Origin of the sequence: Quatrionicoccus australiensis (genome assembly GCF_020510525.1) — a bacterium.
Taxonomy (GTDB): Bacteria; Pseudomonadota; Gammaproteobacteria; order Burkholderiales; family Rhodocyclaceae; genus Azonexus; species Azonexus australiensis_B.
Map to the genome: position 1 here is coordinate 2,719,029 of NZ_CP075188.1, position 13,584 is coordinate 2,732,612.

Annotated in this window: 13 protein-coding genes; 3 read left to right on the top strand and 10 right to left on the bottom strand. The window is 63.0% G+C overall.

What is annotated here, in order from left to right; genetic code table 11:
- The first annotated feature begins 34 nt into the window (after positions 1-34).
- Positions 35-1,306 carry an ATP-binding protein gene (locus KI612_RS13095; RefSeq protein WP_226440519.1) on the top strand — a complete coding sequence of 424 codons (1,272 nt, stop codon included), beginning with the start codon at positions 35-37 and terminating at the stop codon, positions 1,304-1,306.
- Between the two features lie 5 nt (positions 1,307-1,311).
- Positions 1,312-1,839 (top strand): response regulator transcription factor, encoded by a 528-nt coding sequence (locus KI612_RS13100; protein ID WP_226440520.1) that lies wholly within the window; start codon positions 1,312-1,314, stop codon positions 1,837-1,839.
- Positions 1,840-1,899: 60 nt separating this feature from the next.
- Here KI612_RS13100 and KI612_RS13105 read toward each other — a convergent pair whose 3' ends face one another.
- Genes KI612_RS13105 through KI612_RS13115 form a run of 3 tightly spaced genes read right to left on the bottom strand, consistent with a single transcriptional unit; the run spans position 1,900 to position 3,445 of the window.
- Positions 1,900-2,361: a copper chaperone PCu(A)C gene (locus KI612_RS13105; RefSeq protein ID WP_226440521.1), complete on the bottom strand. Its 462-nt coding sequence runs from the start codon at positions 2,359-2,361 to the stop codon at positions 1,900-1,902.
- 14 nt (positions 2,362-2,375) lie between these two features.
- Positions 2,376-2,978: an SCO family protein gene (locus KI612_RS13110; RefSeq protein WP_226440522.1), complete on the bottom strand. Its 603-nt coding sequence runs from the start codon at positions 2,976-2,978 to the stop codon at positions 2,376-2,378.
- Entirely contained in the window at positions 2,978-3,445 is a 468-nt protein-coding gene (locus KI612_RS13115; protein ID WP_226440523.1) for a hypothetical protein, read from the bottom strand. The genes KI612_RS13110 and KI612_RS13115 overlap by 1 nt, the downstream gene beginning before the upstream one ends.
- Before the next feature lie 214 nt (positions 3,446-3,659).
- Here KI612_RS13115 and KI612_RS13120 point away from each other — a divergent pair, with 214 nt between their 5' ends.
- Positions 3,660-4,217 carry a TlpA family protein disulfide reductase gene (locus KI612_RS13120; RefSeq protein WP_226440524.1) on the top strand — a complete coding sequence of 186 codons (558 nt, stop codon included), beginning with the start codon at positions 3,660-3,662 and terminating at the stop codon, positions 4,215-4,217.
- Positions 4,218-4,280: 63 nt separating this feature from the next.
- On the opposite strand, the gene KI612_RS13125 is transcribed toward KI612_RS13120, so the two are convergent.
- From KI612_RS13125 to KI612_RS13155, 7 genes are read right to left on the bottom strand one after another with little or no spacing between them, the layout of a single operon-like run.
- A complete protein-coding gene (locus tag KI612_RS13125; RefSeq protein WP_226440525.1) occupies positions 4,281-6,074 on the bottom strand; it encodes an acyl-CoA dehydrogenase C-terminal domain-containing protein in 1,794 nt (597 codons plus the stop codon).
- 22 nt (positions 6,075-6,096) lie between these two features.
- Positions 6,097-7,044 (bottom strand): NAD(P)H-dependent flavin oxidoreductase, encoded by a 948-nt coding sequence (locus KI612_RS13130; RefSeq protein WP_226440526.1) that lies wholly within the window; start codon positions 7,042-7,044, stop codon positions 6,097-6,099.
- Position 7,045: 1 nt separating this feature from the next.
- Positions 7,046-8,707, bottom strand: a complete 1,662-nt coding sequence (locus tag KI612_RS13135) for a long-chain-fatty-acid--CoA ligase (RefSeq protein WP_226440527.1) — start codon at positions 8,705-8,707, stop codon at positions 7,046-7,048.
- A 21-nt stretch (positions 8,708-8,728) separates the two neighbouring features.
- The gene (locus tag KI612_RS13140) at positions 8,729-9,307 is read right to left on the bottom strand and encodes a chalcone isomerase family protein (RefSeq protein ID WP_226440528.1); all 579 of its coding nucleotides are present in this window, start codon (positions 9,305-9,307) and stop codon (positions 8,729-8,731) included.
- On the bottom strand, positions 9,304-9,813 hold the full coding sequence (locus KI612_RS13145) for a DUF4442 domain-containing protein (protein WP_226440529.1): 510 nt from the start codon (positions 9,811-9,813) through the stop codon (positions 9,304-9,306). The genes KI612_RS13140 and KI612_RS13145 overlap by 4 nt, the downstream gene beginning before the upstream one ends.
- A 29-nt stretch (positions 9,814-9,842) precedes the next feature.
- The gene (locus tag KI612_RS13150) at positions 9,843-11,042 is read right to left on the bottom strand and encodes an acetyl-CoA C-acyltransferase (protein ID WP_226440530.1); all 1,200 of its coding nucleotides are present in this window, start codon (positions 11,040-11,042) and stop codon (positions 9,843-9,845) included.
- 22 nt (positions 11,043-11,064) lie between these two features.
- On the bottom strand, positions 11,065-13,536 hold the full coding sequence (locus KI612_RS13155) for a 3-hydroxyacyl-CoA dehydrogenase/enoyl-CoA hydratase family protein (protein ID WP_404818101.1): 2,472 nt from the start codon (positions 13,534-13,536) through the stop codon (positions 11,065-11,067).
- Between the last annotated feature and the right edge of the window lie 48 nt (positions 13,537-13,584).

A 13,584-nucleotide genomic window follows, 5' to 3' on the forward strand; every position in this document is an offset into this window, starting at 1 on the left:
TGAAACCGGCCGCAAATCGCGGATAATCCGCGGCATGCCTTTTATCTCCAGCACCTCAGACGGAAGCGACTACCTGGCCAACCTGCGCCGCCTGGTCGCCAGTCGCTGGCTAGTTCTCGGCGCCACCGCCCTGCTCGTGATGATCGCCCCCGGCATGCTCGCCATCGCCGTGCAGCAACCCCTGCTCCTGGCCATCATCGGCATCACCGCTCTGTTCAATGCCCTTGCCCAGTGGCGCCTGCGGGATGCAACTGCCGCCACTGCGCATGAGTTGTTCAGCCAGTTGCTGGTCGATATCGCCACCCTGAGCGCCCTCGTCTTTTTCAGCGGCGGCGCCACCAACCCGCTGATTTCCCTGCTCCTGCCGCCCGTAGCCATCGCCGCCCTGAGCCTGCCGGCGCGCGGCGTGCTGGGTATCGTGCTGGTCGCAATTTCCGCCTACTCGCTCCTGATGGTCTTCTACATCCCGCTGCCGGTGGCCGATGCCAGCCGGGCGACCCAGCTGCACCTGATCGGCATGTGGCTGACCTTTGTCGTTTCTGCGGCGATGATCGCCTGGTTTGTCGTGCGCATGACCCGCCTGATCCGCGAACGCGATGCCGAACTGGCCGCTGCCCGCGAACAGAGCCTGCGCGATGAGCGGGTGATGGCGATCGGCACCCTGGCCGCCGGCGCCGCCCACGAACTCGGCACGCCGCTCGGCACCATGGCCCTGCTCGCCGGCGAACTGGCACATGACTTCGCCGCCAATCCGGCGCTGCCGGAAAGTGCCCGCCAGGATATTGCGCAACTGCGCCAGCAAATCGGCGTCTGCAAACAGATCATCACCGGCCTGTCGCGCCGGGCTGGCGCCGAACGCCTGGAAAACACCCCGCGCCAGCCAGTCGACCGCTGGCTGGACGAAATTCGCCTGCACTGGCACGCCAGCCGGCCGCAGGCGAACAGCCGCCTGCTCTGCAACAGCCCCGGCCCGGCACCCGAAATTGCCGCCGATCCGCGCCTCGAGCAGGCCGTCCTCAACCTCCTCAACAACGCAGCAAACGCCTGTGGCGGCGAGGAAATCGAACTCACCCTGAACTGGTCCGCCAAGGACTTCAGCCTGGACGTCCTTGACCGGGGGCCGGGCTTCCCTGCAGCGGTTCTCGCCGTTGCCGGACAAAGCAAACTGCCGGCTCACGCCCATGGCAGCGGTATCGGCCTGATGCTGACCCGCTCCGCCATCGAACAACTGGGCGGCAAGCTCCTGCTCAGCAATCCGGATGCCGGCGGCGCCCGCGCCCGCATCGAACTCCCCCTGACCAACTGAAGACGATGCCCACCCTGATCATTGACGACGACCCCAGCTTCAACGCCATCCTGATCCGTACACTGGAGCGCCGCGGCCATCACGCACTCGGCGCACTCGAACCTGCAACGGCACTGAGCCTGGCACGCGAACACCTGCCGCCGCGCATCGTGCTTGATCTCAATCTCAACGGCGCCTCCGGCCTTGCCCTGATTCCGGAACTGCTGGCCATCAACCCGGCCTGCCGCATCGTCGTCCTCACCGGCTACGCCAGCATCACCACAGCCGTCGATGCGATCAAGCTGGGCGCCATCCAGTACCTTGCCAAGCCGGTCGAAATCGAAGCCATACTCGGCGCCTTCGACAATGACGAAGGCCCCGACCTCGACCTGCCGGCGCCCGACGAGCCGCTATCGGTCGACCGTCTGGAATGGGAACATATCCAGCGCGTGCTCAACGAAAACGACGGCAACATCTCGGCCACCGCCCGCGCCCTCAAGATGCATCGACGCACCCTGCAGCGCAAACTGTCGAAACACCCGGTCAAGAATTGAAAAGGGCCGGACAAATCCGGCCCCTGCACTGAAAAATGCCCATTTCAGGGCGTCGACCGTCTAGTGATGGTGATGCGACATTGCTGCTTCAGGCGCAGCCCGAAGAACTTTGGCATCAAGCTTCTTGCTGCTGCCATCATCGAAACCCAGCGTAATCGGCACGACATCGCCTTCCTTCAACGGCACCTTGAGGTCGATCAGCATGATGTGCAGGCCGCCTGGCTGCAACAGGGCTTCACCCTTCGCCTTGATCTCGATCGCGGCGACCGGGCGCATCTTCATGATGCCACCTTCGTTGAGATGGGTATGCAACTCGGTCACCCGCGAGGCCGGATTGTCGGCCTTGACCAGCTTTACGTCCTTGTCGCCAGCGTTACGGATCACCATGAACGCCCCCGTTGTCTGGACACCTGGAGGCAACAAACGGACATAGGGCTTGTCCACGCTGATCTGATCAGCGGCAGCCGCCAGCACACCGGCCGAAAACATCAGACATGCGGTCAGCAAAGACAACTTCTTCATGGGCCTGCACTCCTTCACGGTTGATTCAAGTATTTGCGGATCGCCAGCACCACCTGATCCGGCGGCGTCGCATGCGCGATCTTGCCAACCAGCTTGCCGGCAGCGTCGACGACATAGGTATCGGCCGAATGATCGACCACGTAATCGCCACCGGCCGTCGCAACCGGCTGACGGGCATAGAAGACGCCATAGCGCCGGGCAATTTCGGCCAGATTTTCCGGTGTACCGGTCACGCCCAGCATCGCCGAATGGAAGAATTCGGCATACTCCTTCAAGCGCGCCGGCGTATCGCGCTCCGGATCAACCGAAATGAAGACCATCGCCACCTTCGCCAGCTCGGCCGGCGTCAGTTGCTTCAACCCCTCGGCGGTCGCCGCCAGCGAAGTCGGGCAGATGTCCGGACAATAGGTGTAACCGAAATAAAGCAGCACGACCTTGCCGCGCAAATCGTGCAACGAGAACGGGCCGTTCGCCGCCTGCAACGTGAAGTCGCCGCCCGACAAGGCAGCGGCAGCCGGCAACGGACGCTCCGGCAACTCGGGTTGCCAGAACAGGGCAAGACCGAGCACGGCGGCAGCCAGCAAGCCGGCAATGACCAGCAGAATACGTTCGGACATCAGTCATGCCCTCCACTGAAACGATAGGGAACGGCAATGCGCTGACTGCCGGTTTCGACAAGCACGGTCGCTTGCCAGTCCATCCAGCCGGTAATGCACACCGGCAGCGTTGCTTCGGCAACGAAACGGCCATCACCCTGATCGAGCAACTCCGGGCGATTGAGGCCCATGTTCATGTCTATCCCGGCAAAATCAACCATCACCCGCGACGGCGCCAGACCACGCACGACCACCTGCACCGTGAAGGGCTTGACCATGGGAATTGGCTGCACGCTGCTCGACAGCTCGATACTGCCGCCGCCCGGCAGCAACGCCTTGCAGGCACGCCGGTGCAGGTCGCAGCCGGGCTCCGGCGCCACCGTCAGATCAGCCTTGGGCAACAGGATGGGGGAAAGCTTGTAGCCAACGACCACAACCAGAGCAATCAGCAGGATACCGATGGCGTCAATCAGGATTTTCTTGTTCAAAGCGGTAACCGGTCTTTCGCCAGAAGGAAATACGCCATTGTCCGCCAGAGCGGGCAACTGCAATCAACGGGATGCAATTCTTTCACGATTTGGGGGCGCCGTAGCCTGCGGCAAATTGTCGCAGGCTACGCCAGAGCAGCAAGCAGGAATAAGCCACCAGGGCACCCCGCTCTTGTTTATCATCGAGCCCCCACAAGAAAGTCGCGGCCCAACCATGAAAAACCTCCTCGCCATTTTCTGCCTCGCCATCAGCAGCCAGGCATTCGCTCAGAACATGCCGGCCTCGACCCCGTTGTTCGCGGCGACGCTGCACGACCTTGACGACAAGCCGGTTGCGCTGGAGCGCTACAAGGGCAAGCCGCTAGTCGTCAATTTCTGGGCCCGCTGGTGCGCCCCCTGCCGGGCAGAAATTCCCGAACTGATCAAGTTCCGGCAGGCACAAAAAGGGAAGGTCGAGATTCTCGGCATCGGCATTGAAGACCAGGCCGGCCCGGTCCGCGAATTCGTCAGTACGCAGAAGATCGACTACCCGGTCTTCATCGCCAAGGACAAGGGAATTCCGCTGATGCTGGCGCTGGGCAACAAGCTCGGCGGCCTGCCCTACACGCTTTACATTGACCGCGATGGCCGCGTCGTCGGCCAGAAGACCGGCGTTCTCAAGCCAGGCGATCTCGAAGCCGCGGCGGTTTTGCTGATGAAGAACGAAAGCCCTGCCGCGTTAGATAAGATCATCAAGCCGACCAAGGCATCACAACAGACACCTGGCAGATAGAGAACAAGAAAAAGGCACCGCTCGGTGCCTTTTCCTTGCTACATCAAACAACGGCTCGCGAGTTCAGAAAATTTCCTCGCCCATACCAGCCAACGCCGCATCACCCGCCTTGACCGTTTCCGCATAGGAATAAGCCTGCGGCAGCAACTGGTCGGCGTAGAAGCGGGCGGTGGCGATCTTGGCGCGGTAGAAAGCCTGATCGCCCTCGCCTTTTTCCAGATAGCCGGCCGCGGCCAGGGCGGCCTTGGCCATGAACCAGCCGCCGGTGACGGTGACGGCCAGGTGCAGATAAGGTACCGCAGCGGTCAACACGCCAGAAAGACCGGTTTTGGCATTGGCGGCCAGCCACTCGGTGGCATCGGTCCAGGCTTTGAGTGCGGCACCGAGACGCAGGCCGATCGCCTGCAGTTCCGGCTTGCCGGAAGCACCCAGCGCCTTGGTGGTGGCGTGGATTTCGCCAAAGACAACTTTGGCCGTGGCCCCCTGGTCGCGCATCAGTTTGCGGAACAGCAGGTCGTTGGCCTGGATGCCGGTCGTGCCTTCGTAGATCGTCGTGATGCGCGAATCGCGCCAGTGCTGGGCAGCGCCGGTTTCTTCGATGAAGCCCATGCCGCCGTGGATCTGGATGCCGAGCGAGGTGACTTCGATGCCCATCTCGGTGCCGCCGCCCTTGACGATGGGGATCATGAATTCGGCGAGGTAAAGCTGGCGCTTTTTCTCGTCGGCATCGGTCGCGGCGTGGGCGCGGTCGAGCAGGCCGGAGGTGTAGTAGGTCATGGCACGGTTGGCTTCGACGCGACACTTCATCAACATCAGCATGCGCCGGATGTCGGGATGGTGATCGATCGTGACCAGCGCCTCGCCGGTCAGCGCATCGCGGCCCTGCTTGCGTTCGCGGGCGAAGGCCAGGGCCTGCTGATAGGCACGCTCGCCAAGGGCGATGCCCTGCAGGCCGACGCCGAGGCGGGCTTCGTTCATCATGATGAACATGTATTCGAGGCCGCGGTTGGCTTCGCCGAGCAGATAGCCGACCGCACCGCCATTGTCGCCGTAGGCCATGACACAGGTCGGGCTGGCGTGGATGCCGAGCTTGTGCTCGATGGAGACGCAGTAGGCATCATTGCGTGCGCCGAGCGAGCCGTCGGCATTGACCAGGAATTTCGGCACCAGGAACATCGAGATGCCCTTCACGCCAGCCGGCGCATCCGGCAGGCGGGCGAGCACGAGATGGACGACGTTGTCCGTCATGTCGTGATCGCCGTAGGTGATGAAAATCTTCTGGCCAAAGACGCGGTAGGTGCCGTCGGCCTGCGGTTCGGCGCGCGAACGGATCAGCGCCAGGTCGGAGCCGGCCTGCGGCTCGGTCAGGTTCATCGTACCGGTCCACTCGCCGGTGACCATCTTTTCCAGGTAGATGGCTTTCAGCTCGTCGCTGGCGCAGGTGATCAGCGCTTCAACGGCGCCGGTGGTCAGCAAGGGGCCGAGCGAGAAGGACAGGTTGGCCGAGCAGACCATTTCCTTGACGGCGATGCCCAGGGTGTCGGGCAGGCCCTGGCCGCCGAAATCGGCAGGCGAGGAAATGCCGTTCCAGCCGGCGTCGCAAAACTGCTTGTAGGCCTCTTTCCAGCCGGTCGGCGTGGTCACGCCGTTCGCGGTCAGCTTGCAGCCTTCCTTGTCGCCAATGCGATTAAGCGGCGCCAGGACTTCGCCAGCGAACTTGGCCGCCTCGTCGAGCACGGCATCGGCCAGATCGGGCGTTGCCTCCTCGTAGCCGGGAATGGCGCTCAGCTCCTTGAAGCCGGCCAGTTCGTCCATGACGAAACGCATGTCTTTGACGGGTGCGCGATAGTCACTCATTTGCTTGTCTCCAGTTTATTTTTCAGAACGGGTTGCTGCACAGTGCCGTCTTGGCGCTGCGGTACTCTTGCTGCATGCGGGCCACCAGTTCGGCGGTCGGCAGCACTTCACCGATCGTGCCGACACCCTGCCCGGCCCCCCAGATATCTTTCCAGGCCTTGGCGCCGGCAGCGGCGCCGAAGTTCATCGCCGACTTGTCCTTCTCCGGCAGATTGGCCGGATCAAGGCCGGAGGCGATGATGCTCTTGCTCAGGTAGTTGCCATGCACACCGGTGAAATACGGCGTGTAGACGACATCCTTGGCAGCGGAATCGATAATTGCCTGTTTGTAGGCGTCGACCGCGTTGGCCTCTTGCGTGGCGATGAAACGCGTGCCGATGTAGGCAAAGTCCGCCCCCATCGCCTGCGCGGCGAGAATGGCGCTACCGTTGGTGATAGCACCGGACAACGCGATCGGACCGTCGTAAAACTTGCGGATTTCCCCGACCAGCGCGAACGGGCTGAGCGTGCCGGCATGGCCGCCGGCCCCGGCGCAGACCAGGATCAGGCCGTCGACACCGGCTTCCAGCGCCTTTTCAGCGTGACGCACGCTGATCACGTCATGGAAGACCTTGCCGCCGTAGGCATGCACATGCGGCACGATCTGGGTCGGCGCTGACAGGCTGGTGATGATCAGCGGCACTTCGTGCTTCACGCACAGTGCCATATCGTGTTCGAGGCGCTCGTTCGACGGATGGATGATCTGGTTGACCGCAAACGGCGCCGCCTTCGGATCGTTGGCCAGTTCGCTCTTGATGCGCAGCAGCCAGTCGTCGAGCAAGTCCTTGGGGCGGGCATTGAGGGCCGGGAAGGAGCCGATCAGGCCGGCCTTGCACTGGGCGATGACGAGGTCCGGGTTGGAAACGATGAACATCGGCGCGCAGATGACCGGCAGGCTGAGGTTCTTGTTCAGGGAAGCGGGGATGGGCAATTCAAGCTCCTTCTTTGAGGGCGCGACGCAGGATCTTGCCGACGTTGGTACGCGGCAGGTCGTCGCGGAATTCAACATGTTTCGGCACCTTGTAGCCGGTCAGCTGGCTGCGGCAATGCTCGATCAGCATGCGTTCGTTGAGCGCCGGGTCCTTGCGCACCACGAATATCTTCACGGCTTCGCCGGAGTGCTCGTCGGGCACGCCGATGGCGGCGACGAACATGACTCCGGGATGCATGGCGACAGCTTCCTCGACCTCGTTCGGATAGACGTTGAAGCCGGAGACCAGGATCATGTCCTTTTTACGGTCGACCAGGAAAACGAAGCCTTTTTTGTCCACGTAGCCGACATCGCCGGTACGCAGGAAGCGATCCGGGTAGAAGACGAGATCGGTTTCTTCCTGGCGCTGCCAGTAGCCGGCCATCACCTGCGGCCCGCGGATGCAGATTTCGCCGATCTGGCCCTGCGGCACTTCGGTGCCGTAGTCGTCACGGATCGAGACTTCGGTCGAGGAAATCGGCAGGCCGATCGAGCCATTGAACTCGTGCATGTCGAGCGGGTTGATGGTCGCCGCCGGCGAGGTTTCGGTCAGGCCGTAAGCCTGCAGGATGGGCACGCCGGTGACCTTCAGCCAGTGCTCGGCAACCGCGCCCTGCACCGCCATGCCGCCGCCCAGCGTGACGTTCATGGTCGAAAAGTCGAGATCCTTGAAGCCGGGATCGTTGAGCAGCGCGGCAAACAAGGTATTGACGCCCGTCACCACGGTCACCGGGTATTTGCCCCACTCCTTGACGAAGCCCGGGATGTCGCGCGGATTGGCGATCAGCAGGTTCTTGGCGCCGATCATCAGGAAGGTCAGGCAGTTCGCGGTCAGCGCGAAGATGTGATACAGCGGCAAGGCGGTGATGATGAATTCTTGGCCTTCGTGCACCACCGGCTTGATCCAGCTGTACGCCTGCATCACGTTGGAAGCGATGTTGCCGTGCGTCAGCATGGCGCCCTTGGAAATACCGGTCGTGCCGCCGGTGTATTGCAGGAAGGCGATGTCGCTCTGCGCCAGTGCCACCGGCTTGAAGCCGTGCTGGCGCCCGGCGGCGAGTGCGGCGTTGAAGCGGATCGCGTCGGGCAGTTGCCAGGCTGGCACCATCTTCTTGACGTGGCGCAGCACCAGATTGACCACCGTCCCCTTGAGCGCCCCGAGCATCTCGCCCATCGGCGTGACCACGACATGCTTGATCGCGGTGCGCGCAACCACCTGCTCCAGCGTGTGCGCAAAATTCTCGACGATGACGATCGCCGTCGCGCCCGAATCCTTCAACTGGTGCTCAAGTTCGCGCGGCGTGTAGAGCGGATTGCAATTGACCACGACGCAGCCGGCGCGCAGCGTGCCGAACAGCGCCACCGGATATTGCAGCATGTTCGGCATCATCAGCGCGACGCGTTCGCCGGGCTGGATGCCGAGCGACTGCAGCCAGCCGGCGAAGGCCTGCGTGCCCGCGTCGAGTTCGCCGTAGGTCATTTCCTTGCCCATGCTGATATAGGCGACCTTGTCGGCGAATTTCGTGCAGGCGTTCTCGAACAGGGCGACCAGCGACGGAATGTGCTCGATGTCGATTTCGGCCGGAATGCCTTGCGGATAGCTTTGTAGCCAGATTTTTTCCATTTTTGTCTCCTCCGGTGTGCCCTAGCTGCCGAGCATGGCCTTCTTCAATGCCGCATCGGCCGGCTTGTCGCCGAGCCAGACCTTGAGCAGGGCGCGGGCAAAGGCCGCACCCGCCACCTTGCCGCGCGCCTCGCCGTTCTGGCTGACACTGACGCCGGCCTCGGAAAAATCGATGGCGACGGTATCGCCTTCCTTGACCTTGCCGATGCCCTTCATGATGCCGGCCAGTTGCTCGGCCGGCCCTTTCAGGTCGGACAACTCGGCCGGCGAAAGGTTGTTGCGCAAGCCTTCATCGAGCGCCGAGTGCAGCGACTCGGCTTCGAGGTCGCGCAGCAGGCGCAGGCTGACCCTGCGCGGCGCGTTGCTGTCGATGATGGCAGCCGGCGACGAGGCCTTCTCACCAACATAAAGCGCCCCGACATAGACCTTGATGAAAAAGCGGGTACGCAGCCCGGCGCCGTTGAGCACCAGTTCGTTGCTGCCGACGCGCAGTTTTTCCTCGACCCGAACGCCGGCGACTTCCGCCGCCTGCAGACCGGGTACGGCGAGCAGCACAGCAACCAGGGCGGCGCGGCGAACGCATTGCGATGTAACCATCATTTGTCTCCTCCGGCTTTTTGCCGGTAGTAGTTTTTTTCGGCGATATAGACCGTTCTTTCAACGATCGTGTGTACCGTACCCTGGTCGTCCTTGAGTTCGACCAGGAAGGTTCTTTCCAGCTCCGGCACGTCCAGCAACGCGGCACGAATCTCGGCAATCTCCTCCTTACGCAGCACGAAATCGCCGTACAGCGTCGTGTAACCGGGCTTGCGGTAGCGGATGCTGGCCGCCTTGTCCCAGACGATGTAATTGTCGCCGAGCGCCGCCATCAACATCATCGGATGCGCCCCATCGGTGATTGCAAACAGCGAGCCGCCGTACAGCGAGCCGACAATGTTGCGCGTCTTCCAGCTGAGCGCCAGGCGGATGCGGATATGGCGCAAGTCCTTCGCCACATGCACGACCCGCCCGCCGGTACCGCGAAAGGCCGGGTGAAAATTGAAGCCAAGACGCACCATGCGCGCCCGCCAGCTGGGAGAAAGCCGGGCCAGCCAGGCGGGTTTCATGGTTTTTGCCTTTTTTGCACGGTCGACCGTCAGAGACGTTCGATAATGCCGGCTGCACCCATACCGGTGCCGATACACATGCTGACCATGCCGTAACGACCGCCGGTGCGCTGCAAACCGTGCGTCAGCGTCGCGATGCGGATCGCACCGGTGGCGCCGAGCGGGTGACCGAGCGCAATGGCGCCACCGAGCGGATTGATCTTCGCCGGGTTCAGGCCCAGTTCCTGGGTCACGGCCAGCGCCTGCGCCGCGAAGGCTTCGTTGAGTTCGATCCAGTCGAGGTCGTCCTGATGGATGCCGACTTGCGCCAGCACCTTCGGGATGGCCGCAATCGGGCCGATACCCATGATCTCCGGTGCGACACCGCCGACGGCATAGCCGGCAAAGCGGGCGAGCGGCGTCAGGTTGTGTTCCCTGAGCACCTTTTCCGAGACCAGCATGACGGCAGCGGCGCCGTCCGACATCTGCGAGGAATTGCCGGCGGTGACCGAACCGCGCGCATGGAACACCGGCTTGAGCTTGCCGAGGCGCTCCAGCGAGGCATCGGCACGCGGGCCTTCGTCGGTATCGGCAAGACGCTGGCGCAACTTGATGTTGCCGGATGCCAGGTCAGGCAGGCTTTCGCTGATCGCGTACGGCGTCGTTTCGGCCTTGAAGTGACCGGCGGCAATCGCCGCACAGGCCTTCTGGTTGGAGGCGAGCGCGAAGGCGTCCTGCGCATCGCGGGAAATTTTCCACTGGTTCGCCACCTTCTCGGCGGTCAAACCCATGCCGAAGGCGATACCGAGGTTTTCCTCCTTCGCGAAGATGGCCGGGTTCATCGACATCTTGTTGCCCATGATCTGCGGCATCACCGACATCGACTCGGTACCGGCGGCAATCATCACGTCGGCCAGGCCGAGGCGGATCTGGTTGGCGGCATCGGCCACCGCCTGCACCCCGGAGGAGCAGAAGCGGTTGATCGTGATGCCAGGCACGGTGATCGGCAGGCCGGCGAGCAGCGCGCCGATGCGGGCGACGTTCATGCCCTGCTCGGCTTCCGGCATCGCACATCCAACGATGACGTCGCCGATGCGTGCCGGGTCGATGCCCGGCACCTGCGCGACCACCGCCTTGATGACCGCGGCCAGCATGTCGTCCGGCCGCACGTTCTTGAACATGCCGTTACGCTTGGCAACCGGCAGGCGGGTCGCGGCGACGATGTAGGCGTCTTGAATCTGTTTGCTCATTTTTGTTTGTCTCCTGACCCGATTAGTTACGAAGCGGCTTGCCGGTTTCGAGCATGTGCTTGATCCGGGCCTGGGTTTCGGGGGTTTTCAGCAATTCGACGAAGAGGCGGCGCTCGACGGTGATCAGCCATTCCTCGTCGACCAGGCTGCCGGTTTCGACTTCGCCGCCACACAGTGCGATGGCGGCCGATTTGGCGACCTTGTAGTCGTGCGCGGAAATCATGCCGCCTTCCTTCATGTTCACCAGCATCATTTCCAGCGTCGCGATGCCGTTCTTGCCGGCAACCGGGATACCGCGTGCCATCGTTGGCGGCGCGTAACCGGCATCGGCCATGGCGCGCGCCTCCTTGATGGCAACGAAGAGCAGCTCGTGGGCGTTGAACAGGATGGTGTCGGACGGCTTGGCAAAGCCCATCTCGATCACCTCGACGGCGCTCTTGGCGACCTTGGCCATGGCGATGGTCTGGAACACCGGTTGCAGGAAGTTGAACACTTCACCCGGCGTGGCCGACTGGGCAGCCCATTCGGCAGCGCGCACAGCAAACTCCTTGCAGCCGCCACCGGCCGGAATCAGGCCGACGCCGGCTTCAACCAGGCCGACATAGCTTTCCAGCGCCATGACGCGCTTGCCGGCATGCATGACGAACTCGCAACCACCGCCCAGGGCCAGGCCCTGCACCGCGGCGACGGTGGGCACTTGCGCATACTTGAGCGTCTGCGAGGCACGCTGGAATTTTTCGACGGTTTCTTCCAGCTTGTCGAACTGGCCGGCGGCACAGGCTTCACCGACCTGCTGCAGGTTGGCACCAACGGCAAACGGCGCTTCGTGCCAGAGTACGACGCCGTCCAGCGTCGTTTCGCCCTGGCGCACGGCGGCGATCACGCCATCGAGCACTTCGTCGCCGATGGTATGCATCTTGGACTTGAAGGAAATGATGCCGATTTTGCGGTCGACCGCCGGCAGGCACCACAAACGCACGCCATCGTTTTCGAACAGCGTCTCGCCCGACTTTTCCGGGTTGAGCGCCGTTTCACCCAGCACGCGCTCGGGGAAGAGCTGGCGCTGATAGACCGGCAGCGTCGAGCGCGGCACATAGGCATTCTTGCTCGCCGAGTAGGAACCTTCGGCGGTATGGACACCTGTGCGACCGGTTTCCAGCGCCCAGGCCGGCAGCGCGACGCTGCTCATGCTCTTGCCGGCGGCGATGTCGGCGGCAACGGCTTGGGCGATGTCGCTCCAGCCGGCGGCCTGCCAGGTTTCGAACGGACCCTGCGCCCAGCCAAAACCCCAGCGCATCGCGAAATCGAGATCGCGCGCATTGTCGGCAACGCTTTCAAGCTGCACGGCGGCGTAATGGAAGATGTCGCGGAAGATGGCCCACAGGAACTGCGCCTGCGGCTGGCTGGAAGCGCGCAAGGCAGCGAACTTCTCGGCCGGGTTCTTCATCTTGAGGATGGCGCCGACTTCTTCGGCGATTTCGCCGGCCGACTTGCGGTAATCCTGCGCAGCCAGGTCGAGCACCTGGATTTCCTTGCCCTGCTTGCGGAAGATACCGCAGCGCGTCTTCTGGCCGAGCGCGCCCTGCCCGATCAGCGCCTGCAACCAGGCCGGCGTCGTGAAGTAGGCATGCCACGGGTCATTGGGCAGCGTGTCCTGCATGGTCTTGACGACGTGCGCCAGAGTATCGAGGCCGACCACGTCGGCGGTGCGATAGGTGGCGCTCTTCGGACGACCGATCTTCGGGCCGGTCAGCGCATCGACTTCGTCGAAACCGAGGCCGAAGGCCTGGGTGTGATGCATCACGGCGAGAATGGAAAAGACGCCGATGCGATTGGCGACGAAGTTCGGCGTATCCAGCGCGCGGATGACGCCCTTGCCGAGGCGCGAGGTCAGCCAGGTTTCCAGTGCGTCCAGCGTACCGGCATCGGTACTTTGCGTGCCGATGATTTCAACCAGGTGCATGTAGCGCGGCGGGTTGAAGAAGTGGATGCCGCAGAAGCGCGGCCGGATGGCTTCCGGCAGGCCCTGGGCCAGCGCGTTCATCGACAGGCCGGAGGTATTGGAAGCGACAATCGCGTCGGCACCGATGTGCGGCGCGATCTTCGCGTAGAGGTCGTTCTTCCAGTCCATGCGCTCGGCGATGGCCTCGATGATGAGGTCGCACTCGGCGAGCAGCGGCAGGTGTTCGTCGTAATTGGCGGCGTCGATGAACTTGAGCTTGCCCTTGCTGGCGAGCGGCGCCGGGTCGAGCTTCTTGAGGCCGTCGAGGGCCTTCTTGACGATACCGTTCTTGTGACTCGCTCCGGCCTGAAGGCCTGAGCCTCGTCGCCACAAGCTTGTTGAGCCTTCGGCTCCTGAATTGTTTGTCTCGCTTGCCCCGCCATGAATGGCCGGGCTGGCACTCGCCCCGTGGTCACCATCTTTCGCCGGCAGGTCGAACAGCACGACCGGCACGTTGGCATTGGCGAGGTGCGCGGCAATCTGCGCCCCCATCACGCCGGCGCCGAGTACGGCAGCCTTTTTCACGATCAGCTTTTTCAA

Excerpts from the sequence above, each read along its gene's own strand:
- KI612_RS13095 (WP_226440519.1), top strand. The coding sequence starts at position 35 with ATGCCTTTTATCTCCAGCACCTCAGACGGAAGCGACTACCTGGCCAAC.
- KI612_RS13100 (WP_226440520.1), top strand. The coding sequence starts at position 1,312 with ATGCCCACCCTGATCATTGACGACGACCCCAGCTTCAACGCCATCCTG.
- KI612_RS13105 (WP_226440521.1), bottom strand. The coding sequence starts at position 2,361 with ATGAAGAAGTTGTCTTTGCTGACCGCATGTCTGATGTTTTCGGCCGGT.
- KI612_RS13110 (WP_226440522.1), bottom strand. The coding sequence starts at position 2,978 with ATGTCCGAACGTATTCTGCTGGTCATTGCCGGCTTGCTGGCTGCCGCC.
- KI612_RS13120 (WP_226440524.1), top strand. The coding sequence starts at position 3,660 with ATGAAAAACCTCCTCGCCATTTTCTGCCTCGCCATCAGCAGCCAGGCA.
- KI612_RS13125 (WP_226440525.1), bottom strand. The coding sequence starts at position 6,074 with ATGAGTGACTATCGCGCACCCGTCAAAGACATGCGTTTCGTCATGGAC.
- KI612_RS13135 (WP_226440527.1), bottom strand. The coding sequence starts at position 8,707 with ATGGAAAAAATCTGGCTACAAAGCTATCCGCAAGGCATTCCGGCCGAA.
- KI612_RS13140 (WP_226440528.1), bottom strand. The coding sequence starts at position 9,307 with ATGATGGTTACATCGCAATGCGTTCGCCGCGCCGCCCTGGTTGCTGTG.
- KI612_RS13145 (WP_226440529.1), bottom strand. The coding sequence starts at position 9,813 with ATGAAACCCGCCTGGCTGGCCCGGCTTTCTCCCAGCTGGCGGGCGCGC.
- KI612_RS13150 (WP_226440530.1), bottom strand. The coding sequence starts at position 11,042 with ATGAGCAAACAGATTCAAGACGCCTACATCGTCGCCGCGACCCGCCTG.
- KI612_RS13155 (WP_404818101.1), bottom strand. The coding sequence starts at position 13,536 with ATGGGGGCGCAGATTGCCGCGCACCTCGCCAATGCCAACGTGCCGGTC.